Genomic DNA, 25,476 nt, shown 5'->3' with positions numbered 1-25,476 from the left:
AGCGATACGGGCGTCAATCTGTCTGATATCGCGCCGAGGGCCCCCACCGTGCCGCGTACGATCCGCGTGTGACTCGAAAAGCCGGCGAGCAGGAGCGTCTGCGCGACCTTGCACGGCTGCGCCGCGTGCGCGACCGGATCGACCGGGAGTACGCGCAGCCGCTGGACGTCGAAGCGCTCGCGCGTGGCGTGAATATGTCGGCCGGTCACCTGTCTCGCGAGTTCCGACTCGCCTACGGCGAATCGCCGTACTCCTATCTGATGACTCGGCGCATCGAGCGCGCGATGGCGCTGTTGCGTCGGGGCGATCTCAGCGTCACTGAGGTCTGTTTCGCCGTCGGCTGCTCCTCGCTGGGCACATTCAGCACGCGGTTCACCGAGCTGGTCGGAATACCGCCGAGCGTGTACCGGGAACGGACGGCTCACGCGACGGCGGGGATGCCGTCGTGTGTGGAGAAACAGGTGACCAAACCGATCAGGAATCGAGAAGCGCCCGCCCTCGAGCTACATCTAGCGTGACCGTCATGGACATCACCATTCATTCGAGCATGCTCCCGCACGACGACCCCGAGGCTTCGCTGGCGTTTTACCGTGACATTGTCGGCTTCGAGGTGCGCCTCGACGTCGGCAACGGCAAAATGCGCTGGATCACCATCGGCCCGCCCAATCAGCCTGGCACGTCCATCGCCTGTACCCGCCGGCCGCCACACCAGGCCTAACCGATGAGGAACGCCGGCTCATCGCCGAGATGATGGCCAAGGGCACCTACGGCTTGATCGTGCTGGCAGCCAAAGATCTCGATGGCACCTTCGAGCGGTTGCCGGCCGGCTTAGAAGATCGACGAGCCGAGGTCGTCCAGGAGCCGATCGATCAGCCGTACGGAGTACGCGACTGCGCACTGCGGGATCCCGCCGGCAACATGGTCCGCATCCAGCAGGTGGACTAAGCGGTAAGCGTCATCGTCGCTGCGCTGCCCGTCGGCGAGCCTCGGTCGGCACGATCGGCGGCCGAGCGAAGGGGCCGCGCCGCACCGCCTGCATCCGAAGCTCCGGCAGATCCACCGACGGGTCCACGGTGTCGAGCCACGCGACCGCCTCGGCGACGTCGGCGACCTGGATCGCATGCATCTCGAACGGAACGTCTTGCAGCATCTCGGTTTCCACCGGTCCCGGCGTCACGATGTGGACGGCGATACCGTCACGGTCCACCTCCAGCGCCAGGGCTCGGGCGAATGCGTTCATCCCGGCCTTCGACGCCGAGTAGGCGGTTCGGGCCATCATCGGTTCATGTGCCGCCGAAGAGGAGATGAATACCAGCCGTGAGCCCGCCTGCATCCGGGGTAAGACCGCGGACGTCACCACGAAGCACGAGTCGAGGTTGGCGGACATGATCGCCTGCCACTGCTCGAATGTCTGCTTGCGCGCGTAGGTTCCGCCCAGCATTCCCGCCGCGTGAACGACTAGATCGATGGTCTCCAACGCGCTTGTCGCGCTAGCGAATCCGGTCGGATCCGACGCATCGGCCACGATGTAGCGGGCGCCGATCTCCTCGGCCGCGGCCCGCAACGGGTCTTCGCGCCGTGCGCACAGCACAACGTCATAGCCGAGTTCGCACAGCTTTTTTCCGCATGCCTTACCAATTCCACCGCTGCCACCGGTGACCAATGCAGTTCTCACGGTTCCCTCGTTGCACCGGTTAATGAGTCTTCGCTCTACAGACGGCGGGTGTCCCGCGGCCGCGACAGGGCCTGCGGCGACAGCGCATAAATCCGTTGATCGGGCCGGCCGGCCAACACGTGGGTCTGCGTGTCGGCAAGGTGCCGGGCCGCAACCCGGCGCGCGCGGTCGACGTCACCCGCCTCGATCATCTCGGTGAGCTTGACGTGTGTATTGAGCGCGGCACGACGCTTGCTCAGCGAGGGGTAGGTGCCGTGAGCCGCACTCTCGTTGGCCCACTGCTGCTCGTGGCTGGTCCATAGCGTCTCCAGCGTGCCGACCACCGCGATGATGGTCTGGTTTCCGCACCCGCGGACGAGGGCATCGTGGAATTGCCGGCCGATTTCGGTGAATTGGCGACCGTCATCGAGGTGGGTGGCCATCGCGTCGTTGATCTGCTTGAGGTCGGGCACCAGCGTGTCGGCCCGGTCGGGCCGCTGGGCGGCCAGCGCCGCGCAAGCAGGTTCGAGCTCCAGCAGCGCCGCACCGAGATCGGACACCTTGACGTACTCGCTTTGCAACAGCAGCCCGAGCATGTAGGCAGCGCTGGTCTTGGCCGGCGCATGCACGACGGCGCCGCCCCGGTTGCCACGCCGAACCGAGACCAGACCCTCGGTCTCCAAAATCCGCAGTGCTTCCCGAAGGGACACGAGGCTGACATTGAATTGCTCGACGAGCACTTCTTGCCGAGGCAACAGATCACCGTCGGCCAGTTCGCCGTCGATGATCTGACGCCGCAACTCGTCTGCGACGATCTCGGCGATCCGCGGCGCGGACAACCGACGGCGCGCCTCCGGGCCGACTCCCAGCGTGGTCATCTGATCCTCGCAGCGATACACGGATAAAGACGGTGCGGTCACCGGCGACCGCGCGATAAATTCGTATCTTAGCAGTGATCGCATAATAGCCATGCTGACTGCTCGCCGACCTGCGCAGTCGCGGGCCTTATGCTGGCAAAGTTACGACGATCACACAGAAACGACCCGGACGGATGCAGGGTGAGCGACGCGCTGGACGGCCGACCGACACCGCTTGACGACGTGCGTGTCGTCGAGATCAGTGACCGGATCGCCGGCAGTTACTGCGGGAAGCTCCTGGTGGACGCCGGCGCGGCAGTGCGCAAAATCGAACCGCCGCAAGGCGATCCGCTGCGCCGGTTCACCGCCAGCCGCTCACCTGTTCCGGATCGTGCCGACTCGCCACTGTTCAGTTACCTCAACGCCGGCAAGCGCAGCCTGACGATCCCGGCTTCTGACACGCGATTTCGTGCCGAACTCGCGGCGGCCGACGTTGTGGTGGTCACCGCCACCCGGTCACAAGCAGCGGAGCTCGGCATCGATCCGCAGCGGTTGCTGGCGGACTCACCGCACGCTGTCGTCGTCACCATTTCTGACTTCGGCTGGACCGGTCCGTACGCCGAACGCGCGGCCAGCGAGTTCACGCTGCAGGCATGGGCGGGCTCGACCGGTTTCCGCGGCGACCCCGCCGGCCCGCCGATCGCGATCGGCGGCGACCTTGGGGAATACGTGGGCGGCGTGTTCGCCGCGTTCGGTGTCCTGGCGATTCGCCGCCGCGTCAAGCGCGGCGGTCCCGGTGAGCATTTGGACCTGTCCATGCTCGAAGCGATCACGCTGATGCAAAGCAGCGAATGGTTGCACTCGCAGCTGCTGCAGGTGCCGCCGGTCACCCGAACCGTCGAAGTGCCCTCGATCGAGCCTGCCAAGGACGGCTACGTCGGCATCACCATGGTGACCGGCCAGCAGTGGCTCGACTTCGCTGCAATGGTCGACTGTCCACAGCTGACCGAGATTCCGCAGCTGCGTTTTCAGATCGGCCGGTGGGAGTACCGCGATCTGATCCGTGAACTCATCGGCCCGTGGTTGGCCGAACGCACCGTCGAGGAGATCGTCGAACTCGGGCAACTGTTTCGGCTGCCGATTGCGCCGTTGGGCAACGGCTCCACCATCCGCGATATGGCGTATATGCGCGATCGCGGTGTATTCGTGCGCAACCCTGCCGGTTTCCACCAGCCGCGGCCGCCGTGGCTGATGTCGCGCTGCCGGCCCGCCCCGCTGCGTCGTGCCCCCGCCGTCGGCGAAGACAACAACCAATCACCTTGGCAGCCAAGGCAATTCACTGACAATCTAGCGGGCCGGCCGTTGCCGCTCGAGGGTGTTCGCATCGTCGACCTGACGGCGTTCTGGGCCGGGCCCGCGGCGACGCACCTTCTTGCTGCGTTCGGTGCCGATGTCATCAAGGTGGAGTCCATCCAGCGTCCCGACGGCATTCGCTATTCGGGCGGCATGCGCACCGACGTCGACGACTGGTGGGAATACGGCTGGGTTTTCCACGCCATGAACACCAACAAGCGCTCGGTGACACTCGATTTGACGTCCGAGGACGGTCGGCGGCTGTTCGAAACTTTGGTGGCCGGCGCCGACGCAGTGATCGAGAACTTCTCGCCGCGCGTGATGGACCACTTCGGGTTAACTGCGGAAGCGCTGCTGGCCGTGAACCCGAAGCTGGTAGTCGCCCGGATGCCCGCGTTCGGTTTGGAAGGTCCGTGGCGCGACCGCGTCGGATTTGCCCCGACCATGGAGCAGATCGCCGGCCTGGCTTGGGTGACCGGCCTGCCTGACGGGCCGCCCGTCGCTCCGCGCGGAGCCTGCGATCCACTGGCCGGGGTACACGCCGCGTTCGCGGTGCTGGCGGCTTTGGATTTCGCGGAGCGAACAGGACAGGGTCAGCTCGTTGAGTTGCCGATGATCGAAGCGGTGCTGAATGTCACCGCCGTTCAGGCAATCGAATCGGAAGTCTTCGGAGTGACATTGGGCCGGGAAGGCAACCGCGGTCACGGTTGGGCGGTTCAGAACCTCTATCGCTGCGCCGGGGACGACGAGTGGATCGCCGTCACTATCGCCACCGATGAGCACTGGCGCGCGCTGGCCGAGTTGATGGGTCGGCCGTCGTGGAGCGACGATGCCGGGCTTGCCACCGTCGCTGGCCGGCGTGAGCGCGCCGACGACATCGATCGCCGGCTGCAGGAGTGGTTCGCCGATCAGGATCTGGCCGCCGCGGTAGAACGCTTGGCCGAGGCGGGCATTCCCGCCGCGCCTGTGGTCTCGCCGTCGTTGGTGACGGAAAACGCGCAACTGCGCGACCGCGGGTTTTTCGAGTCGCTCAATCACCCGCGCACCGGCACCGGCTGGTATCCGCGTCCGCCGTTCGCCCCGCTGGTCGGCCAGTCGCGGTGGTTGCGGCGCACTCCACCCATGCTGGGCCAGCACAATGACGAGGTGCTGCGTGACCAGTGCGGGCTGACCCAGGCAGAGCTGGAGCGGTTGACGGCAACCGAAGTGATCGGGACAAGACCCAAAGGGGCGTAGCGCAACTGCGAGGGTGTTGCCGCATGGCAAGCGCTCGGCGCAGGGTGCTTCCAACCAGGGGGAACAAAATTTCTGGTCCCAGCTCAACCGATCCATGTCACATCACGGCTCGCTTTGGGGTCATGGCTGGTAGACCGACAACATCCAAGCAAGATGACAGGAGAGTGGGTCATGCCCTACGCCGTGGATTTCAACACCGTCTCGACAGTCGGCCTGGAGTCCTCGCCGGTCGCGGCCGCCCTCGCTGGTCTTCGGGCCCACGAGGCCCGCTACTTCAAGAACAAGTACGGCCACGTCTTCACGGTGCAGGCTGCGAGCAGCGCCAAGGCGACGATCGACTGGGTGCACCGGATTCTCAAGGAAGAACGCGACATCGCCATCTCCTCTCGGCCGCTCGAGGCTACGGCCTTCCAAGTCAAGAACATCCGAATCGCCTACGTCTTCTACGAGAACGGTCTGTCCATCAACGTGATGTACACCGTCGACGACCCGAAGAAGCGGGCGGTCGGATTCAAGCTCTCCGAAGGGATGGAAGTCCCTGCGGAGCTCGCAGCGCGGTTCAAGTTCGCGACGCAGAAAACAAAGCTCGCAGGAACCATTCGCGGTTCCTACTTCGCTTTCGAAAACGACTACTGACCGTGAACCTCGCTGTTCCCACGTTGCCGGCAGGGCCTTCGCTGCAAGTCTTCGTAATGGCAACGGGACCAGTATCGACATCGACATAGGAAGTGCTTAGCTATGCATAGTGAACGACTCGCCAGTGTGAGGAGCATCCGATGCGGGTGATTGTCGACGAATCGCTGTGTGAAGCCAACGGGTTCTGTGAATCACTGGCCCCGGACATCTTCGAACTAGGCGATGCCGAGGTGGTGCAGATCGCCGATGGGCCAGTGCCGCAGGACCGCGAGATCGACGTGCGCGCCGCGGTCGACCAGTGCCCGAAAGCGGCGTTGCGGATCGTCGACTGAGTATCAGCGAGCCGTCAGCGAGATCGCCATCTCGTCGTAGATCTGCATGTTGGTGAGTAGGTTCGGGTGGGCCACCTTCGGTGATCCGACGGAGATATTGTCGCAGCGCAACAGCAGCTCGTCGAATACGGCACGCAGCTCGGCACGGGCCAGCATGGCGCCCAGACAGTGGTGCGGTCCGCCGCCGCCGAATGCGACGTGCGGGTTGGGTTGACGGCCGATGTCGAACCGGAACGGGTCGTCGAAGACCTCCTCGTCACGATTGGCCGAGCGCAGCATCGACACCACCCGGTCGCCCATGGGGATGTGTTGGCCGTCCATCTCGACGTCGACCTTGGCGGTGCGGGTCCAGTACGCCACCGGGGTCGCCCAGCGCAGCACCTCTTCAACTGCGGTGGGGCGCAGCGCCTCCTCGTCGCGGTAACGCTCGATCTGTTCCGGATTCGCGACGAAAGCCTGCAACCCGGAGGCAAGTGCGTTCTTAGTGGTGTCACTGCCGGCGAAGGCCAGCACGAAGAAAAAAATCTCGAGTTCGTTCGCGGGCAGCCGGAACCTCTCGCCGTCGTCGCCGGTGACCTCGGCGGTGGCCAGCGTGCTCCAGATGTCGTCGGCGGGCTCGCGTCGCTTCTCGGCAGTGAGCTCGGTTGCGTACCCGAAAACGGTGGCGTAAAGCTCGGCCTCCTCTTGTTCGCCCAGCCGGCCTTGGGGTGAGCGCGCGGTCAGGATGCGGTCGAAGGCGGTGAAGATCCGCCGCCGGTCTTCCTCCGGGATACCGATGATGTCGCCGATGACCGTCATGGGCAGCTGGTCGGCGACATCACTGATCCAGTCTCCGCCACCTTGACTGACGAGGTGGTCGATCATCCGCGCGGCGCGCGCCCGGATCCCGTCTTCCAGCTTGGCGATCGCCCGCGGGGTAAACGCACTTGAAATGAGTTTGCGGCGCCTGTTCAGCTCCGGCGGATCCATGTCGATGATCGTCGGGTACGACAAGAACGTGTCGATGGGCTGGATCAAGGGGCCGTCCACTGCGGTGAACGAGTCGGCGTCGCGATGAAGACGCACGGCGTGGCGGTGCTTGGTGGTAATCCAGAAATCACGTTGGACGCCTGTCTTCGCGACGCCAGAAGTACGGTCGTGGCGGAAAAGCGGCCTGGCACGCCGCAGCTCGATGAACAGTTCATCTGGAAAACCATTGCGCCACAACTCAAAATCGGATAGGTCCACTGCCGCGGCGGTCATGGGCAACCTCGATTCACCGGCGAGTTGCGGTGCCTGAACATGGCCACCGTCCCGCCCCTCGTTGACGTTCAATGCTTAAGATAGTAAAAATAGAGCGAGTCTTCCAACCGCGGCGAGCGAGGTGCGGCACTGCCGCTCGGCCGCGTGGGAAACGGAGAGATAGTGACGCAAGCGATCTCGGATTCCGCCATGGATCCCTCGGAACGCGAATTCGGTCCGAGTGGCATCGGGCTGTCGCCGTACCGGTTCCCCACCGGCTGGTTCATCGTCGGCTTCGCATCCGATCTGGCCGCCGGCGGCGTCAAGCGGGTGCACTACTTCGGGGAAGAGCTGGTGCTGTTCCGCACCGAATCCGGCGAAGTGCACGTACTGGACGCCTATTGTCAGCACCTCGGCGCCAACATGGGTGTCGGCGGCACCGTCGAGGGCGAAAACATCGTCTGCCCATGGCACGGCTGGCGCTGGCGTGGGGACGGTACCAATGCGCTGATTCCGTACAGCAAGATCGGCTGCAAGCAGAACGTTCGGATCCGCACCTACCCGAGTACCGAGTGGTACGGCTTCATCCTGGTCTGGCACGAGCGCCACGGCAGGCCGCCGTACTGGCAACCGCCCGTGCTGCCCGAACTGGAGACCGGCGAGTACTACCCGCTGCATCCGCACAGCCGGATGCTGAACCGGGTCAAGGTGCACGCGCAGATGATCATCGAGAACGCCGCCGACCCGTATCACGTTCAGTACGTGCACAAGGCTGCCAACCCCGCCACCACCGCCTCGTTCGAGGTCTCCGGCTACCACCTGCACGCCACGGTCAACGCCAATTTCGGTGGCGGCCGCGAACGAACCTGGTTGACGCCGACCGGTCCTGTCGAGGCCAAGATCATCTACGACAACTACTCGCTGGGGCTGGGAATCGTCCGGTTCCCCAGCGAGCTGGTGGCCACCATCCAGGTCACCGGACAGACGCCGGTCGACGAGGACTACACCGACTACTTCTACACGCAGGCGTCTGTTCGCGAACCAGGTGATACCGGCGAGGTGCCCACCGGCCGGGCCGCGCGGTTTTTGGCGCTGCAGCAAGAGGTCGTCAAACAGGACTTCTTCACCTGGGAGAACATGAAATACCTGGAAAAGCCAAACCTGGCGCCGGAAGAAGCCCACGACTACGCGGCCCTGCGCCGCTGGGCTCACCGCTTCTACCCGGGGGAACAACCTTCGCCCAACGACTTCGGATACACCCCCGACGGCGAGCCTGACCCGGCAGCCGCACAAGCTTGAGCCGCCTGATGCAGGGGGACCGGGGACAGCCCATCGGTCCGGCTGATTTCGGAGTAGACCGGTTCAGCGTTCCGGCGGTACTCGACCGTCGCGCCCAGCAGTACCCCGACCGGGTGATGATGTCGATCGCCGGGAGCCCGGTGAGTTTCGAGCAGATGCGGCAGCGGTCCTGCGCCGCGGCCAGCGCCTTGACCGACCTGGGGGTCGGCCGGGGCGACGGTGTCGCGTTGTTCACCGCGACCTGCCCGGAATGGGTTTACTTCTGGTTGGGGGCGGCCCGCATCGGCGCGGTGACCGCCGCCGTGAATGCCGCGAACAAGGGTGACTTCCTGCTGCACGCGCTTCGGTTGTCGCAGGCGAAGGTGGTCATCACCGATCCGGACCGACTGCCACGCGTCCACGAGGTTGCCGCCGGGTTGAGCACAGTGAGCGACGTTGTGGTGCAAGGAGATTCACTCGACGAGCGGCTAAGCCGCGGAGCCGCTCGGTCGGTCGTCGACAGCCCGGCCGATGTCGGGGAGGTGGGGTCGCTGTTCTTCACCTCAGGTACTACGGGAGCGTCCAAAGCGGTTGCCACCACGTGGCATTACCTGTTCTCCGCAGCAGCAACCGTGGCGGCGGCCTGGGACTTCAGCGCTGGTGAGGTCGTGTGGACCGCGATGCCGCTGTTTCATCTCAGCGCGGCGCCGTCGGTGCTGGCGCCCATGCTGGTCGGTGGGACAACCGTGCTGGCGGCCGCTTTTCATCCCAGCGAAGTGTGGGACGATGTGCGCGCTTGCGGGGCGGCAGGATTCGCTGGTGCCGGCGCGATGGTTTCCATGCTGTGGAACCAGCCCGCCGACCCGCGTGACGCCCAGTTGCCGCTGCGGTTCATCTCAGCGGCACCCATCGACGCCGCCATCTACCGCGACATCGAAACGCGCTACGGCTGCCGGATCGTCACTATGTACGGTCTGACCGAGGCCTTTCCCGTCGCCGTCAAAGGCGTCGCCGACGAGGGTGTGCCGGGAACATCGGGCCGGTCGAATCCGAATTTCGACGTCCGCATCCTCGACGGCGACGGCAACCCGCTGCCGGCAGGAAAGTCAGGCGAAATCGCCTGCCGCGCAATGTATCCTCATGTGATGAGCGAAGGCTATGTAGCGCCTCCAGGCGAGAAGCCGGGCCTGCGCATCGACCGGCACCCGCAGTGGTTTCGCACCGGTGATCTCGGTGTGCTCGACGGCGAAGGTAACTTGACTTACCTTGACCGGCTCAAAGATTCGCTGCGCCGACGGGGCGAAAACGTCTCCTCGGTCGAAGTAGAGAGCATCGTTATGCGACATCCGGCTGTGCTCGAGGCCGCGGTGGTCGGGGTACCAGGCGAACTCGGCGAGGACGACATCCTGTTGATCGTCACGTTACATCCCAACGCCACGCTGGAGCATGCGGAGCTTTTGGACTTCTGTGCTGACCGTATGCCGTACTTCTGTGTGCCGCGATATGTCGAGATCGTGAACGATCTACCAAAAACCGTGATCGGTCGGGTGCGTAAGGATATTCTTCGCGCCCGAGGTGTCGGCTCGAACGCGTGGGACCGAGAAACCCACGGATACATCCTCAGTCGTTGACCTAAAGACGGAGAAAACCACCATGAGCATGACCTACCAGCAGGAGTACCTGCTCCATGCGGCGACGGCGCGCGCCGGAATCTTGGATCTCACCGCCAGAAACAACCGGTTTTACTCCGAAGGGGACCGCGACCGCTGGATCGCGACGTTCCGCCACTCCGGTGCCACCTTTACCCGCGACGGGGAACTCTTCACCGACCTGCGCGCCGCGTTCGACGGCGACGGTAAGCAGCGGCTGGTCGCCGTCGACCACGAAATCAGCGTCGACGGCATCAACGGGACCCAGCACTGTGTCGCCATCCTGTTCACCGTGGACAAGCTTGGTGTTACCACCCTGAGGACCACCGGAACGTATCGGGACCAACTCATCTACGAGCGCGGCGGCTGGTATTTCACATCCCGTGAGCTGCAGTGGGACTCAATGCCGAGTCGGCATCCGCTCATGATGTGATGGACATCAGCGACAAACTCGCGTTCGGCAGCTATGAGGATGCGCTGCGCATGGTCGGGGTGGCCACCGAACCGCGAACCGCGGGCACCGTGGTCAGCGCGGCACGCATCCAACTGTTTGCCGCGCTGATCCACGATCCCAATCCGTCATACTGGGACGCCGATTTCGCCGCAAAGACGTGGGGCGGTCTGCTGGCACCGCCCGCGCTGCTGATGGGATGGCTGATACCACCACCGTGGCTGCCGACCGGTGAGCCCCGGGTGGCGTCGATCGCTCTGCGGGTGCCCCTTCCCGGCAAGACATTCATCAACGCCGCCAACGACGCCGAGTTCCCGTTGCCGATCGTGGAGGGTGATCGGCTCACCGTCGTCGAGGAAGTGGTGTCGGTGTCGCGGGAAAAACGGACCCGGCTGGGCGTGGGGCACTTCGTCGAAACCCTCGACACCTACCGCCGCCAGGACGGCGCGGTGGTAGCACGTAACCGTAATACGTTGTTGCGGTTCACCCCTGGAACCTCGTCATGACGGTGAATTGGGAACAGCTCAGTCCTCCCGTCGACCTACCGGAGGTTCGCGACGATATCGACTACCAGCGGGTGGTGGAGAACGCGGGGGCGACATGGGATTACTTTCCCGGCCACATCGACCCGACTTACGCCCAAAGCCAAGGTCACCCAACGATTTTCGTCAACACCATGCACCTCGCGGGCTTCGCCGACCGTGTCGCGACTGATTGGGCCGGTCCGCACAGCCGGGTGGTGCGGCACAAGATGACGCTGGCCGGCTCGATCTATGCCGGCGACACCATGGTGGGCCGAGGACGCGCAGTGGCGAAGCGCTGCGACACGTCGGTCGACCCGCCGCGTTATCTTGTGGATCTGCGTATCGAGGTGACCAACCAGCGGGGCGAACTGTGCTGTCCCGTCGAGCTCACCCTGGAGCTGCCCCGCCCAGCGGCGGCAGCGCGCCGTTGCTGACCACCGCTTGCAGTTCGACATATTCGCTCAGGCCCTCCGGGCCGAACTCGCGGCCAATACCGGACTGCTTGAAACCGCCGAACGGCGTGCCGATGTCGAGCATATACATGTTGATGCCGTACGTGCCGGTGCGCACACCGGCCGCAATCTCCAGGCCGTGCGCCACATCGGCCGTCCACACCGATCCCGCCAAACCATAGTCGCTGTCGTTGGCGATGCGGACCGCATCCTTTTCGTCTTTGTAGGTGAGCACGGTCAGGACGGGACCGAAGATCTCTTCGCGCGCGATGCGCATGTCGTTGGTGGCATCGGTGAACAGCGTCGGCCGCACGTACCAGCCGCGGTCGATCGGCGGGTCGTCGCCGCCGAGCACGATGCGGGCGCCCTCAGCTACCCCGCAGCGGATATAATCCTGCACTCGGCGTTGTTGGCGCTCGGCGACAAGGGGTCCGATGTCGGTCGCCTCGTCGGCAGGATCGCCGACACGCAGGCCCGCCATCATGTCGGCGAGCGCATCGACGACTTCATCGTGACGGCGTTCGCTGACCAGGATGCGGGTTTGCGCCACACAGGCCTGCCCGTTGTTCATCAGACCGGCCGTCTTCAACCCGGTGACCGTCTTGTCGATGTCGGCGTCGTCGAGAATGATCGCCGCCGACTTGCCGCCCAGCTCCAAGCTCACCCGCTTGAGTTGTTCGCCGCAGATGGCGGCGATGCGGCGCCCGGTGGCGCTGGAACCGGTGAACGCGACCTTGTCCACACCGGGATGGCGCACTAGGCATTCCCCGACGTCGCGGCCGCCGGGAAGGATCGACACGACCCCTTCGGGCAAGTCGATCTGCTCCAGCATCTCGGCCAACCACAAAGCGTCCAAAGGTGTTTCGGGCGCGGGCTTGACAACCACAGTGCAGCCCGCGATCAATGCCGGGATCAGCTTCGGCATGATGAGGAATTGCGGCACATTCCACGGCACGATCGCGCCCACCACGCCGACCGGCGCCTTGCGCAGGTGGACTTCGCTCAGCACTCCGCGGCGGCGCTCCTCCCACGAGAAGTCCCGCCCGGTGGCCAACGCCAGCTGCATCATGTGAGCCGCGCCAGCCGCCTGTCCCAGTCTCGAAAAGCTGCGCGGAGAGCCCATTTCCGCGGTGATCAGGTCGGCCATCTCGTCGATGTGGCCGGCATAGATCGCGGCAAGCTTCTCGATTTTCTCAATGCGCTCGCGTGGCTCCAACCGGGGCCAGGGACCGTCGTCGAAAGCCCGACGCGCGGCGCACACCGCAGCGTCGACATCGTCAGGGCCGGCTTCCGGAACCTCGCCGACCGGCTCTTCGGAGTGCGGTGAGATGACCGTGAGACGGCGCCCGGTAGCGGGTATGCGCCAGCGTCCGCCGATGAACAGTTCGTCGTACGACCGGTGGGCCGGATCGGTCATCTGCACCACCTCGAGAAGGGAGTTGTTGTCTATTGATGCTAATATAATAAAAAAGCCCGAGCGGGAGAAAAAGCCGATTTGAGCGACCAACTGCGGGCAGACACCGATTGGCGCCGCTATCCGTTTCGTCTGGTCCCCGCCGATCAAACGCTGGAGTTTCCCGCGGCCGAAGGCGCACACCCGGATCAGGAATCCGACACCTGGTTCCTCGCCGGCGAGCTGGTCGGCACCTCCGGTCGGCCTTTCGCGTTCCTGACCATCTTCAACAAGAACCGCCCGGGCGGATCGGTGGTCGCCGACTTCTACACGATGGCGCTATTTGATTGCGACACAGGCGCGTACGGAACCTACACCGACTACGACATGCCGCCGGCCAACCTGGAGCGGACAGGTCCACCGAAGTTGGCCGCAGCCACAGGACACCTCGACCTCGGCTACGACAGCGGGGCCGGAACAGCGGTTTGGACCTCCCGCCGCAGCAGCGACGGCGAACTGGTGCCTTACACCTACCACGTCGACCTGGTGGGCGTGGACCAGGCGGGCCAACCGATGCGGCTCGCCCTGGACGTGACACCGACGCGCGCACCGGTGCCCGTTGGGGCCTCGAAGTACCGCGGCAAGATCGACTGCTTCGGCCAGCCCGACACCTATTCGTATTTTCAGACCAGGATGGCGATGACGGGGACACTGCGCTGGGGTCAGGTGTGTGAACAGGTCAGCGGCGACGCGGGGCACGTGGATCGGCAGTGGTTTCGCAAGTACGCCGGTGGCGGAGGCACCGGGGGAGATCCGCGGGCCCGGTCGCACGAATGGCGCACGATCAACCTGGACAACGGTGTCGATCTGAGTATCTGGCGCCAGTTCGACCGTACCAACGGCAATGCGCTGCAACCGTTCTCGGGCGTCACGGTCAGCTATCCGGACTCGCCGCCGGAGTGCGCCGAGGATGTCGAGGTCACGATCGATAGCTATGTGCGTTGGCCGGATTCGGTTCACCCGCTGCTGCCGCCGCTATCGCCGACCCGGTTCATGCCCGACCGCCACCGGCTGACTTGCGCCACACTCCAGTTGTATCTGACCGGAGAGCCCCTGGTGGCCGCCCCTGCGCATGCTCTGCCGATCGAATACATGGAGGGTCCCTATCGCTATCACGGGACGCTGCGCGGGGAGGCGGTGAGCGGGTTCGGGTTCTACGAGCGCTCGCTGGCGCTCTACCGCGATTGGGAACTGGCCGGCGTGCGGCCGGTCGACTGAACTCCCAAGGCGTCAGCCCAGCTGCGGTGGCGATGCTGCAGACCTGGCTCGTTGCGGCCGAACAACAGCTGCTCGCGCGCTCGTGACTCGAGGTTGGCTTGCAGCTTGGCGGCCAGCTGGTAGTCCTCGTCGCGCACTGTGGCGTGGGCATAGTCGAACACCGCTCGCGCACCGGCCGCCACCGATTCGTCGGAGAGGTCCATCGGTGTTGAGTTTTGGTGCACGGTAATGGATCTGCCCGGTTCGCTGCCAGGATAGATCCGGAACAGTTCGCCGTTGGCGATGGTCACAGACAACACGATATTCGGAAACAGGGCATAGATGACGACCATGTTGTGGAACGGGTCCCACTGGTCTTCGGGAACGGTCTCGATTTCCAGGATGGAGTTGAGCGGGAAGATCAACCGGTGATGGGGGCCGTAGGCGTCGAAGACGGTGCAGTTGCTGCGAGCGATCTTGGCAAACGTCTCGCGGTGCACGGTGGCGAAATGGTAGTTCTCCGAGAAGGTGTCGACCGCCAGTTTCCAGTTGATGGGGGAGTCGAGCACCTTTTCACCCAGTGGAGACCATCGCCCGATCCCCCAGGAGTCGAGCTCGTCGGCCAGCGAGCCGAGGTGCGCGGCGACATCCAGCGTGGCGCCGGGGTCCAATGCGATCCAGAGGAATCCGGCGAACTCGGTGGCGGGCAGCTCAGTCAGACCGTCGGACTTCACAGCGATCTGCGGGAAGCCCTCGCGTCCCGGAACCGCAACCAGACGACCGGTGTTGTCGTATGTCCACGCGTGGTAGGGGCAGCTGAACCTTTTCGCGGCCCCGCATCCGCTCACGACTTGCGATTGGCGATGCAGGCAGACGTTGTTGAACGCCTTGACCATTCCGCCGGAGGTTCTAGTCAGCAGGATCGATCGCCCCATCACCGTCTTGGTGCAGTAGCTGCCCGGCTCCGGTAGTTCCGAGACGTAGCCGACTAGCTGGGGGCTGGACATCAGCATTGCCCGCTCGCGTTCATGTCGCTCGACTGAGGTGTAGTCGCGCGCGTCGACAGTATGCTCGGCCGGCGCCAGGTCGGTCGTCTTGTCACGCGCCAGCTTCAGTGCACGGCGGGTCAGGTCGATGAGCTGATCGCGGTCCATGCAACCAGTACAGACCTTGCCACAGTTGTAAGGTCAAGACGTGGCTGAGCAGTTGCTGATCGGCGACGTCACGGCCCTGACCGGGATCGCGCCGGGCCGCATCCGCCACTACGAAAAAATCGGACTGCTGCGGGCGGACCACCTGTCCAACGGCTATCGCGTCTTCAATGGCGACCAGGTGCTCGACCTGCTGCGCATCGACCTGTTGCGTAGCCTGGGCGTCAGCATCAGGGACATCCAGCGGTTGCGGCAGGGTCAGCAGACCACACTGGTCGATGTGCTCGACGAGCACCGCGCGTCGCTGGTGGCTCAACGCGACCGGCTCAACCAAATGATCGCCGCTATCGACGCTGCCACCGACATTCCCGACAGGGAACGCATTCTGCGGCGGCTGGCGACGTCGCACCGCGACAGCATCGGCGTGATCGGACGGCTCAGTGCCCCGTTGTCTCCGTCGATCGCCGCGATGTACGCCGAGTTGTTCAACGAGTGGCAGCTGCCGGTCCCCGCCCTGTTCGGGCAGATGCTGCTGCCGCCGGCGGCCACCACCCTGCTGGAAGCTCTCGCCGAGACGCCAGGGCGCCAGATCTTCTTCGACCGGTTACGCCGATTGGCGCACGATGTGGTCGCCCTTGATCAAGACCACGCCGCCGCAATTGCCCTCGCGCACCGCTGGATTGACGAGCAGTCGACCGATCCGCTGCCTGACGACGTGGTCGGCGTGCTGCGGTACGTGCAACCGCTGCTCGAACACGACCCGGTCATCGTGCAGGGGTTTAGAACCTGGGCGGAATCGATTACCCCGGCGGCTGCCCACTTCATTGACGAGATCGCCCGGGAAGCCGGCCGCCGGGGGCTGGTCACCGTCAGCGTCATCGTCCTGCCGCAGTCACCGGATCGGCAAGGCGCCCCACTGGCTTGACGATATCGGCAGCCTCCGAATAGCTTCGCGCCGACTGCTGGGCACCGAGGCCCCGCTGATCACCCGCCGGGGGGTTGCCAGGCGAATCCACCGGGCGTGCTCACGCAGTAGATTGGTGCGCCCGAGTTCGAGATGGCTGTCGCACCCGCCTGCTGGGGACTACAAGGAATGCCGATGGCCGGCCGGTTATCTATGCCCAGCTGCGGGGGTCGTCGGCGACGGCGGACGTGACATGGTCGTCGACGGCGCATCCGTCAACGCCGGTGACTTCGTCGCTGCCGGTGACTGCGTGCTCGTTGGCGACGGCGGCTTGGTGGTCGTCAGCGGTGGGGTGCTCGCAGGTGGCCTCGCAGGTGGCGTCATGGCCGTACTGGGCAACGGCGTGGCCGTCGCCGGCACCGGCCGCGACGTCGTGGTCGCGGACGAAGGGGCTTCGAGATTGGTTGGCGCGGGCTCGAACTCAGAGCGCAAACGCAGCGCCATGACAATGAAGAACCCGATCACCACCACCACGATGGCAAGGACGAATGCCGCGGCCCGCGGGAGCAGGCGACCACGCGACGGTACCGGTTTGCCTGGACTTGTAGCACCGGATCCGACAGGCGCCGGAGACGTCTCGGCATCGCCGAGTTCAGTGTGTGGCGACATCTCGGCATGGTCAGGCTCGGCAGTCGGCGGGGCGGCTGTCGCTGGTTCGGTCAGCCAAGCGGCGTCACTGTCACCCTCGCGTGGGGTGACCATATCTGGGGCGGGCTGTGGCACTGGCAATGGTGCTGGGCAGGTGTCTACCGCAGTGGCATCGGCATCCGGGAGGTCTGACATTTTGCGGTGATCGGCCTCAAGTGCCTTGGCGAAGTCCTGGCATCGCGGGAATCTGTCGGCGGGAGCCTTGGCCAGTGCGCGGGAAAAGTTCGTGTCGAAAGGACGCAGTTTTGGTTTCACATCGCCTGGCAGTGGCGGCGGTTCGGTGAGGTGCTTGCTGATCACCACGGCGGGGTTGCTGTGCCTGAATGGCGCCGAGCCGGTCAAGAGGTGAAAAGCCGTAGCCGCCAAAGCATATTGGTCGGCCCGGCCGTCGAGCGCGCCATCCATCAGCTGCTCGGGCGCTGCGTAGTTCACGGTATCGACAGTGATGCTCGTCTGTGTCGAACCGTTGACGTCGTCGAGGTATCGCGGGATGCCTAAGTCCGCCAAAAAGATTCGTCGTTGGCCGGATTGAGACTGGGCGATGAGAATGTTGCCCGGTTTCACATGCCGGTGCAGCAGCTCATGGTCGTGAGCGTAGTCGAGGGCGTCTGCGATTGCGCTAACGATCTCGACCACCTCGTCTGGCGGTAGGCCATCCGGATTGCTATCGCTTAGCAATTGGGCCGCGCTGGCGCCGTCGACGTAGTCCAGGGAAAGCCACAGGTGGCCCTCGAACTCACCGCGGTCGTGCAGGCCGACGATGTGCGGGTGCCAAAGCGCCGCTGCCCGGTCGGACTCTCGGTTGAACCGTTCGCAATACTCCGGGTCGGCCGATACATCGGCCGGCAGGACCTTCAATACGTGGCGACGCGGCAACCTCGGGTGCTCGGCGAGATAGACGTCGCCCGTTGGCCCGCGACCCAGCAGCCGAACAATCTTGAACCCGGCAGCTGTCGCACTACTGAGCAGCGGCATGGGGAGGATCGTAGCGTTAGCGCGTGCGGACCCATCCTGTGCAGCCGTGGTGGTAAACGGCCCCCAGGCTGCCGGCGTGCACCTCCTTTGCAGGAGGAGCCGATACCGCGTCACCTGGGCCGCAAGCGAGGCGCGGTAATTGGTCCAGATGTGACCGGAGACGTCACTGTGACAGATGATGCATTTGTCGTACCCTGTGGCACGTGTCGATCTACCGCCGTGACGTGCTGAAATTCGCCGCGGCGGCGCCTGCTTTGCTGGGCCTTGGTGTGGGGGCGACGTCGGCTCCGGCCGCGGCCAGTTCGCTGGGCGTCTTGTTGGATTACGCGGCCGGGGTCATCCCCGCCGGTGACATCAAGGCCGCCGGCGCAGCGGGCTCCATCCGGTATGTGTCCGACCGCCGGCCCGGCGGCGCGTGGATGCTCGGCAAGCCGATCCAACTGGACGAGGCCCGCGACTTGTACCGCAACGGTCTCAAGATCGTTTCGTGTTACCAATACGGCAAGCAGGACACCGCCGACTGGCTGGGCGGCCAGAACGCCGGGGTGCTGCACGCCAAGCGGGGCTGGCAGCTACACCAAGCCGCTGGTGGTCCGGTCGGCGCGCCGATCTATGCGTCGATCGACGACGATCCCTCGTATGAGCAGTACAAGCAGCAGGTAGCGCACTATTTGCGGGGCTGGGAGTCGGTGCTAGGCCATCAGCGAGTCGGGGTCTACGCCAACTCCAAGACCATCGACTGGGCATTGCAGGACGGCTTGGGCTCCTACTTCTGGCAGCACAACTGGGGCTCACCCCAAGGGTTCACCCACCCCGCCGCCCATCTGCACCAGGTGGAGATTGACAAGCGCACTGTCGGCGGCGTCGGCGTGGACGTCAACCACATCCTTAAACCGCAATTCGGGCAGTGGGACTAGCCGGCCGAGGTCTCGCGCGGCGAACGGGCCGTCACCTGACTCGTGGGTAAGGTTCCAGCAAACTGCTCGCACGGTAACCAGCGTGTCCCGTATTCGTCGACGCCGGCGAGACGCGTTCGCGGACCTGAGCCGCCGCGTCCGGCGTGGCTCCATTTTTCAACATAACGATTAAGTAACAATCCTGCCTTGATCTGCGCTGTTGTGCCTACTCAACCGTAACCACCTGCATGCAGGACGTTTGTCTCGCCGGTGTTCCGTGGCGGTTGAGTGGGGTGTTACCCGCAACACTCGTACCGGTGCGTAGAACTCACCAGTAACCGCTCAGCACACAAAATCGGCTCAGCTTCTTATGACACTCTTATTGCAACCGATGGGGTCGCTCGACGCTCGAGGCCGATGAGCGGTCCGCCGACAACGCATTGGTCGGCCCGGGATTCGGCCAGGTTCGGCGGGCAATCGAGGACACGCCGGCGGGGCACCTCGACGCCCGCAACGCGAGACGCACGGAACGCCATAGGGAGATACAGACGGTGACGATCTACGAGCAGGACGGCGGTGCCCCAGCGCAGCTAGGGGAGGTGTCCGCTGACCACGACGGGAACGTCTCGGAGGTCGTGCGTGGCGCCCATGCTCTGGTCGACCGCCTGACTGCCGGCGAGCCCTATGCGGTTGCGTTCGGCGGGCAGGGCAGCGCCTGGCTGGAAACCCTAGAAGAGCTGGTGTCATCGGCCGGGATCGAATCCGAGTTGGCGACCCTGGTCGGTGAGGTCGAGCTGCTCTTGGAACCGGTTGCCCAAGAGTTGGTGGTGGTGCGTCCGATCGGTTTCGAACCGCTGCAGTGGGTGCGCGCGCTCGCGGCCGAAGACCGGGTTCCGACCGCCAAACAACTGATGTCGGCGGCGGTGTCGGTGCCGGGCGTGCTGCTGACTCAGATCGCTGCCGTGCGTGCCCTGGTGCGGCAGGGCATGGATTTCACGGGTACTCCGCCGGTGGCCGTCGTCGGGCATTCACAAGGCGTGCTGGGCGTCGAGTCGCTGAAGGCAGCGGGCGAGCGCGATATCCAACTGCTGGCTTTGGCGCAGCTGATCGGTGCAGCCGGCACGCTGGTAGCCCGCCGACGCGGCATTTCGATTCTGGGCGACCGCCCGCCGATGGTGTCGGTCAGCAACGCTGATCCCGAGCGCATCTACCGGCTGCTCGACGAGTTCGCCCAAGATGTGCGGACGGTGCTGCCGCCGGTGCTGTCCATCCGCAACGGCCGGCGGTCGGTCGTCATCACCGGAACACCCGAGCAGCTCTCGCGCTTCGAGCTGTACTGCAACCAGATCTCCGACAAGGAAGAGGCCGACCGCAAGAACAAGGTCCGCGGCGGTGACGTCTTCGCTCCGGTCTTCGAGCCGGTGCAGGTGGAAGTGGGCTTTCACAGCCCGCGGTTGGCCGACGGCATCGACATCGTCGGCGGGTGGGCCGAGAAGCTCGGCATCGACGTCGAGCTGGCCCGGAAGATGACCGAGGCGATCTTGGTGCGCCAGGTCGACTGGGTCGACGAGATCGTCGGCGTCCACGACGCCGGCGCGCGCTGGATTCTCGATCTCGGTCCCGGCGACATCCTGACCCGGCTGACCGCGCCGGTGATCCGCGGCCTTGGTGTCGGCATCGTGCCCGCGGCCACCCGCGGCGGTCAGCGCAACCTGTTTACCGTCGGCGCCGTTCCTGAAGTGGCGCGGCCATGGTCGAGCTATGCCCCCTCGGTGGTGCGCCTGCCCGACGGCAGGACCAAACTGTCCACCAAGTTCACCCGGTTGACCGGGCGGTCGCCGATCTTGCTGGCCGGGATGACACCGACCACCGTCGACGCCAAGATCGTCGCCGCTGCGGCCAACGCCGGGCACTGGGCGGAGCTGGCCGGCGGCGGGCAAGTCACCGAAGAGATATTCCACAACCGCATCGAAGAGCTCGGCACGCTGCTCGAGCCCGGTCGCACATATCAGTTCAACGCGCTGTTCCTCGACCCGTACCTGTGGAAGCTGCAGGTGGGCGGAAAGCGGTTGGTGCAAAAGGCCCGCCAGTCCGGCGCGCCGATCGACGGCGTGGTCGTCAGCGCCGGCATACCCGAGCTGGAAGAGGCCGTCGAGCTCATCGACGAACTCAACGGCATCGGCATCAGCCACGTTGTGTTCAAGCCGGGCACCGTCGAGCAGATCCGTTCGGTGATCCGCATCGCCACCGAAGTACCGACCAAACCGGTCATCATGCACATCGAGGGCGGCCGCGCGGGTGGCCACCACTCCTGGGAAGACCTCGACGATCTGCTGCTGGCCACGTACTCGGAGCTCCGGTCGCGTCCCAACATCACCGTCTGTGTCGGTGGCGGCATCGGCACCCCGGAGCGGGCGGCCGAATACCTGTCCGGGCGCTGGGCCGAGCCGTACGGGTTCCCGCTGATGCCCGTCGACGGCATTCTGGTCGGAACTGCGGCGATGGCAACGCTGGAATCCACCACGTCGCCGTCGGTCAAGCGGATGCTGGTCGAAACTCAAGGCACACCTACGTGGATCAGCGCCGGAAAAGCCCAGGGCGGCATGGCTTCTAGCCGCAGCCAACTCGGCGCCGACATTCACGAGATCGACAACGCCGCTTCCCGCTGCGGTCGGCTGCTCGACGAGGTTGCCGGCGACGACGAAGCGGTGGCCAAACGCCGCGACGAGATCATCGCCGCAATGGCCAAGACCGCCAAGCCGTACTTCGGCGACGTGGCCGAGATGACTTACGCGCGGTGGCTGCGCCGCTACGTCGAGCTGACCGTCGCAGACCGCACCTCGACCGCCGACACCGCTTCGCCGGGCAGCCCCTGGCTGGCCGACACCTGGCGCGACCGTTTCGAGCAGATGCTGCAACGGGCCGAGGCGCGGCTGCACCCCCAAGACCACGGCCGGATCGAGACCCTGTTTGCCGACAAGTCACTGCTCGAGCAGCCGGACGAGGCGATTGCAGCGCTGCTGGCGCGTTATCCCGACGCCGAGACCGTGCAACTGCACCCGGCGGACGTGTCCTTCTTCGTCACGCTGTGCAAGACGCTGGGCAAGCCGGTCAACTTCGTGCCGATCATCGACAAGGATGTGCGCCGGTGGTGGCGCAGCGATTCGCTATGGCAGGCCCACGACGCGCGCTACGACGCCGACCAGGTCTGCATCATCCCCGGGCCCACGTCGGTCGCCGGAATCACCCGGATGGACGAACCCGTCGGCGAGCTGCTGGACCGCTTCGAGCAGGCCGCCATCGACGACGTGCTGGCAGCCGGAGCAGAACCGCAGCCGGTTACCTCACGCCGGGTGGGTCGGACCGACGTCACCGGACCGCTGGCCGTCGTCCTCGACGCCCCGGACGTGCTGTGGGCCGGGCGCACGGTGACAAACCCGGTACACCGCATCGCCGACCCGACCCAATGGCAGATCCACGACGGAGCCGACGAGCCCCGCGCCACCCACTCCTCCACCGGAGCACGGCTGCATACCGAGGGCGACCACGTCGTGCTCAGCGTGCCGGTGTCGGGCACCTGGATCGACATCCCATTTACTTTGCCGCCCAATACGATTGACGGTGGCACGCCGGTGGTGTCTGTCGAGGACGCCACCACCGCCATGCGCCACGTATTGGCCATCGCCGCCGGCGCCGACGGGCCCGACGCCTTACCTCCCGTGCACGACGGGACCGCCACGGTGACGGTGGACTGGGACCCGGAGCGAGTCGCCGACCATACCGGGGTCACGGCCACCTTCGGAGAGCCGCTGGCAACTGGTCTGAGCACCGTCCCCGACGCGCTCGTCGGCCGTTGCTGGGCCGCCGTGTTCGCGGCCATCGGCTCGGCGGTCACCGACACCGGTGTCCCGGTGCTTGAGGGCCTGCTGAGCCTGGTGCACCTCGACCACGCCGCGCATCTGCTCGCCAAGCTGCCTACCGATCGCGCCGAGTTCACGGTGAGCGCAACGGCTTCGGTTGCCGTCGACACCGAGGTGGGCCGGGTTGTCCCAGTGTCGGTCAGCGTGGCCGGGGACGACGGCACCGTGCTGGCCAAGCTCGAAGAGCGGTTCGCGATCCGCGGGCGCACCGGCGCGGCCGAGCTCAGTGAGCCGGCCCGCGCTGGTGGCGCGATTTCCGACAACGCCACCGACACCCCGCGGCGCCGTCGCCGCGACGTCACGGTTACCGCGCCGGTCGACATGCGTCCCTTTGCGGTCGTTTCCGGTGACCACAACCCGATTCACACCGACCGGGCGGCCGCGCTGCTCGCCGGGCTGGAAACTCCGATCGTGCATGGCATGTGGCTGTCGGCCGCCGCGCAGCACGTCGTCACCGCCACCGACAGGCAAGCCCGCCCACCGGCCCGCCTCATCGGTTGGACCGCGCGCTTCCTCGGCATGGTGCGGCCGGGCGACGAAATCGACTTCCGCGTTGACCGGGTTGGAATCGACCAGGGCGCTGAGGTTTTAGAGATTAGCGCCCGGATCGGGTCCGATCTGGTGATGTCGGCCACCGCCCGACTGGCCGCGCCCAAGACCGTCTACGCGTTCCCTGGTCAGGGCATCCAGCACAAGGGCATGGGCATGGAGGTGCGGGCCAGGTCGAAGGCAGCCCGCAAAGTGTGGGACGACGCGGACAAGTTCACCCGTGAAACCCTCGGCTTCTCGGTGCTGCATGTCGTGCGCGACAACCCAACCAGCATCATCGCGTCCGGCGTGCACTACTACCACCCCGATGGGGTGCTATACCTGACTCAGTTCACCCAGGTGGCCATGGCCACCGTGGCGGCGGCTCAGGTCGCCGAGATGCGGGAGGCCGGCGCGTTCGTCGAGGGCGCGATCGCCTGCGGCCACTCCGTCGGCGAGTACACCGCACTGGCATGCGTGACCGGCATATACGAGCTGGAAGCGTTGCTGGAGATGGTGTTTCACCGCGGCTCGAAGATGCACGACATCGTGCCGCGCGACGAGCTGGGCCGCTCCAACTACCGGCTGGCCGCAATCCGGCCGTCGCAGATCGACCTGGCAGACGCCGACGTCCCCGCATTCGTCGCCGAAATCGCCGAGCGCACGGGCGAATTCCTGGAGATCGTCAACTACAACCTGCGCGGCTCGCAGTACGCGGTCGCCGGCACCGTTCGCGGCCTGGAGGCGCTAGAAGCCGAGGTGGAGCGGCGCCGTGAAATCACAGGCGGCAAGCGGTCGTTCATCTTGGTGCCCGGCATCGACGTGCCATTCCACTCGCGAGTGCTGCGTGTCGGTGTGGCGGAATTCCGCCGCTCGCTGGATCGAGTGATGCCGCGCGATAAGGATCCCGACCTGATCATCGGGCGCTACATCCCCAACCTGGTGCCCCGGCCGTTTTCTTTGGATCGGGACTTTATTCAGGAGATCCGCGATCTGGTGCCGGCCGAGCCGCTCGACCCGATACTCGCCGACTACGACACCTGGTTGCGGGAGCGGCGGCGCGAGATGGCGCGCACGGTGTTCATCGAATTGCTGGCCTGGCAGTTCGCCAGCCCGGTGCGCTGGATCGAGACGCAGGATCTGCTGTTCACCGAGGAAGCGGCCGGCGGTCTGGGCGTCGAGCGGTTCGTCGAGATCGGGGTGAAGTCCGCGCCGACGGTCGCCGGGCTGGCGACGAACACCCTCAAGCTGCCCGAATATGCCCACAGCACAGTGGAAGTGCTCAACGCTGAGCGCGACGCCGCGGTGCTGTTCGCCACCGACAGCGATCCTGAGCCCGAAGACGAGGCCGAGGAACCTGCGGCGGAAGCGCCGGTGGCGGAAGCGGCCGTCGAACCTGCGCCGGCACCGGCCGCGGCACCCGCAGGCCCGCGCCCCGACGACATCCCGTTCGACGCCGCCGACGCCACCCTGGCGCTGATCGAGCTGTCGGCAAAGATGCGGATCGACCAGATCGAGGAACTCGATTCCATCGAGTCGATCACCGACGGCGCGTCCTCACGACGCAACCAGTTGCTGGTCGACCTCGGCCAGGAGCTGAACCTGGGTGCGATCGACGGTGCGGCTGAAGCCGACCTCGCCGGGTTGCGGTCGCAGGTCACCAAGCTGGCGCGCACTTACAAGCCCTTCGGTCCAGTGCTTTCCGATGCGATCAACGACCAACTCCGGACGGTTCTCGGGCCATCCGGAAAGCGGCCCGGCGTGATCGCCGAGCGGGTCAAGAAGACGTGGGAGCTCGGCGGCGGGTGGGCCAAGCACGTCACCGTCGAAGTGGCGCTGGGCACCCGGGAAGGCACCAGCGTGCGCGGCGGGGCGCTCGGGCACCTGCACGAGGGGGCGCCGGCCGACGCCGCAGCCGTCGACAAAGTCATCGACGCCGCAGTGGCCTCAGTGGCTGCCCGTCGCGGCGTCACGGTGACGCTGCCGTCCTCCGGAGGTGGCGGCGCGACAGTCGACGCGGCCGCGCTGAGCGAATTCACCGAGCAGATCACCGGCCGCGACGGGGTGCTGGCGTCGGCGGCCCGCCTGGTGCTAAACCAAC

The 25,476-nt window shown here is 65.5% G+C and carries 19 protein-coding genes and 1 pseudogene; 14 read left to right on the top strand and 6 right to left on the bottom strand.

Translation table 11 applies throughout. The annotated features are described in order from the left end of the window. The first annotated feature begins 68 nt into the window (after positions 1-68). Both ACFE99_RS04270 and ACFE99_RS04265 read left to right on the top strand, forming a co-directional pair. Positions 69-518, top strand: a complete 450-nt coding sequence (locus tag ACFE99_RS04270) for a helix-turn-helix transcriptional regulator (protein WP_375482726.1) — start codon at positions 69-71, stop codon at positions 516-518. A gap of 5 nt (positions 519-523) precedes the next feature. Continuing rightward, positions 524-945, top strand: a pseudogene (locus ACFE99_RS04265) (VOC family protein). Positions 946-955: 10 nt separating this feature from the next. Here ACFE99_RS04265 and ACFE99_RS04260 read toward each other — a convergent pair. Next, positions 956-1,675 (bottom strand): SDR family oxidoreductase, encoded by a 720-nt coding sequence (locus ACFE99_RS04260; RefSeq protein WP_375482724.1) that lies wholly within the window; start codon positions 1,673-1,675, stop codon positions 956-958. A gap of 35 nt (positions 1,676-1,710) precedes the next feature. After that, entirely contained in the window at positions 1,711-2,532 is an 822-nt protein-coding gene (locus ACFE99_RS04255; RefSeq protein WP_375482722.1) for a FadR/GntR family transcriptional regulator, read from the bottom strand. A 129-nt stretch (positions 2,533-2,661) separates the two neighbouring features. Between ACFE99_RS04255 and ACFE99_RS04250 the strand changes: the two genes are divergently transcribed. The 3 genes from ACFE99_RS04250 (at position 2,662) to ACFE99_RS04240 (ending at position 6,068) form a co-directional block, all read left to right on the top strand. Beyond that, a complete protein-coding gene (locus ACFE99_RS04250) occupies positions 2,662-5,100 on the top strand; it encodes a CoA transferase (RefSeq protein WP_375482720.1) in 2,439 nt (812 codons plus the stop codon). Positions 5,101-5,271: 171 nt separating this feature from the next. Further along, a complete protein-coding gene (locus ACFE99_RS04245; RefSeq protein WP_375482718.1) occupies positions 5,272-5,736 on the top strand; it encodes a phage tail protein in 465 nt (154 codons plus the stop codon). A gap of 140 nt (positions 5,737-5,876) precedes the next feature. Continuing rightward, the gene (locus tag ACFE99_RS04240; protein WP_375482716.1) at positions 5,877-6,068 is read left to right on the top strand and encodes a ferredoxin; all 192 of its coding nucleotides are present in this window, start codon (positions 5,877-5,879) and stop codon (positions 6,066-6,068) included. 3 nt (positions 6,069-6,071) lie between these two features. Here the strand turns inward: ACFE99_RS04240 and ACFE99_RS04235 are convergent, their stop codons facing one another. Then, entirely contained in the window at positions 6,072-7,310 is a 1,239-nt protein-coding gene (locus ACFE99_RS04235; RefSeq protein WP_375482714.1) for a cytochrome P450, read from the bottom strand. 189 nt (positions 7,311-7,499) lie between these two features. Between ACFE99_RS04235 and ACFE99_RS04230 the strand changes: the two genes are divergently transcribed. The 5 genes from ACFE99_RS04230 to ACFE99_RS04210 are packed head-to-tail and all read left to right on the top strand — an operon-like array spanning position 7,500 to position 11,625. After that, complete coding sequence (locus tag ACFE99_RS04230) at positions 7,500-8,588, top strand: aromatic ring-hydroxylating dioxygenase subunit alpha (RefSeq protein WP_375482748.1); 1,089 nt, start codon at positions 7,500-7,502, stop codon at positions 8,586-8,588. 8 nt (positions 8,589-8,596) lie between these two features. Then, on the top strand, positions 8,597-10,198 hold the full coding sequence (locus ACFE99_RS04225) for an AMP-binding protein (RefSeq protein WP_375482712.1): 1,602 nt from the start codon (positions 8,597-8,599) through the stop codon (positions 10,196-10,198). Between the two features lie 22 nt (positions 10,199-10,220). Next, entirely contained in the window at positions 10,221-10,649 is a 429-nt protein-coding gene (locus ACFE99_RS04220) for a nuclear transport factor 2 family protein (RefSeq protein WP_375482710.1), read from the top strand. Next, entirely contained in the window at positions 10,649-11,173 is a 525-nt protein-coding gene (locus ACFE99_RS04215; protein ID WP_375482708.1) for a MaoC family dehydratase N-terminal domain-containing protein, read from the top strand. The genes ACFE99_RS04220 and ACFE99_RS04215 overlap by 1 nt, the downstream gene beginning before the upstream one ends. Continuing rightward, a complete protein-coding gene (locus tag ACFE99_RS04210) occupies positions 11,170-11,625 on the top strand; it encodes a MaoC/PaaZ C-terminal domain-containing protein (protein ID WP_375482706.1) in 456 nt (151 codons plus the stop codon). Before ACFE99_RS04215 ends, ACFE99_RS04210 begins: the two co-directional genes overlap by 4 nt. Here ACFE99_RS04210 and ACFE99_RS04205 read toward each other — a convergent pair. Then, a complete protein-coding gene (locus tag ACFE99_RS04205; protein WP_375482704.1) occupies positions 11,579-13,060 on the bottom strand; it encodes an aldehyde dehydrogenase in 1,482 nt (493 codons plus the stop codon). The genes ACFE99_RS04210 and ACFE99_RS04205 overlap by 47 nt on opposite strands. A 78-nt stretch (positions 13,061-13,138) precedes the next feature. Here ACFE99_RS04205 and ACFE99_RS04200 point away from each other — a divergent pair, with 78 nt between their 5' ends. Continuing rightward, positions 13,139-14,314 (top strand): lipocalin-like domain-containing protein, encoded by a 1,176-nt coding sequence (locus ACFE99_RS04200; RefSeq protein WP_375482702.1) that lies wholly within the window; start codon positions 13,139-13,141, stop codon positions 14,312-14,314. Here ACFE99_RS04200 and ACFE99_RS04195 read toward each other — a convergent pair. Further along, complete coding sequence (locus tag ACFE99_RS04195) at positions 14,272-15,447, bottom strand: aromatic ring-hydroxylating dioxygenase subunit alpha (protein WP_375482700.1); 1,176 nt, start codon at positions 15,445-15,447, stop codon at positions 14,272-14,274. The genes ACFE99_RS04200 and ACFE99_RS04195 overlap by 43 nt on opposite strands. 40 nt (positions 15,448-15,487) lie before the next feature. On the opposite strand from ACFE99_RS04195, the gene ACFE99_RS04190 reads away from it, so the two are divergent. After that, positions 15,488-16,369, top strand: a complete 882-nt coding sequence (locus ACFE99_RS04190) for a MerR family transcriptional regulator (protein ID WP_375482698.1) — start codon at positions 15,488-15,490, stop codon at positions 16,367-16,369. Positions 16,370-16,555: 186 nt separating this feature from the next. Here the strand turns inward: ACFE99_RS04190 and ACFE99_RS04185 are convergent, their stop codons facing one another. Beyond that, positions 16,556-18,031 carry a protein kinase gene (locus ACFE99_RS04185; protein WP_375482696.1) on the bottom strand — a complete coding sequence of 492 codons (1,476 nt, stop codon included), beginning with the start codon at positions 18,029-18,031 and terminating at the stop codon, positions 16,556-16,558. A 203-nt stretch (positions 18,032-18,234) separates the two neighbouring features. On the opposite strand from ACFE99_RS04185, the gene ACFE99_RS04180 reads away from it, so the two are divergent. Further along, entirely contained in the window at positions 18,235-18,948 is a 714-nt protein-coding gene (locus ACFE99_RS04180) for a DUF1906 domain-containing protein (protein ID WP_375482694.1), read from the top strand. A gap of 536 nt (positions 18,949-19,484) precedes the next feature. After that, positions 19,485-25,476 (top strand): fatty acid synthase subunit beta domain-containing protein (locus ACFE99_RS04175; protein ID WP_375482746.1); only part of this gene is annotated, 5,992 nt, incomplete at its 3' end.

Source organism: uncultured Mycobacterium sp., from assembly GCF_964249325.1.
Lineage (GTDB): Bacteria > Actinomycetota > Actinomycetes > Mycobacteriales > Mycobacteriaceae > Mycobacterium.
The sequence above is the reverse complement of the archived record's forward strand: the minus strand, read 5'-3'. Positions and strand labels throughout refer to the sequence as shown.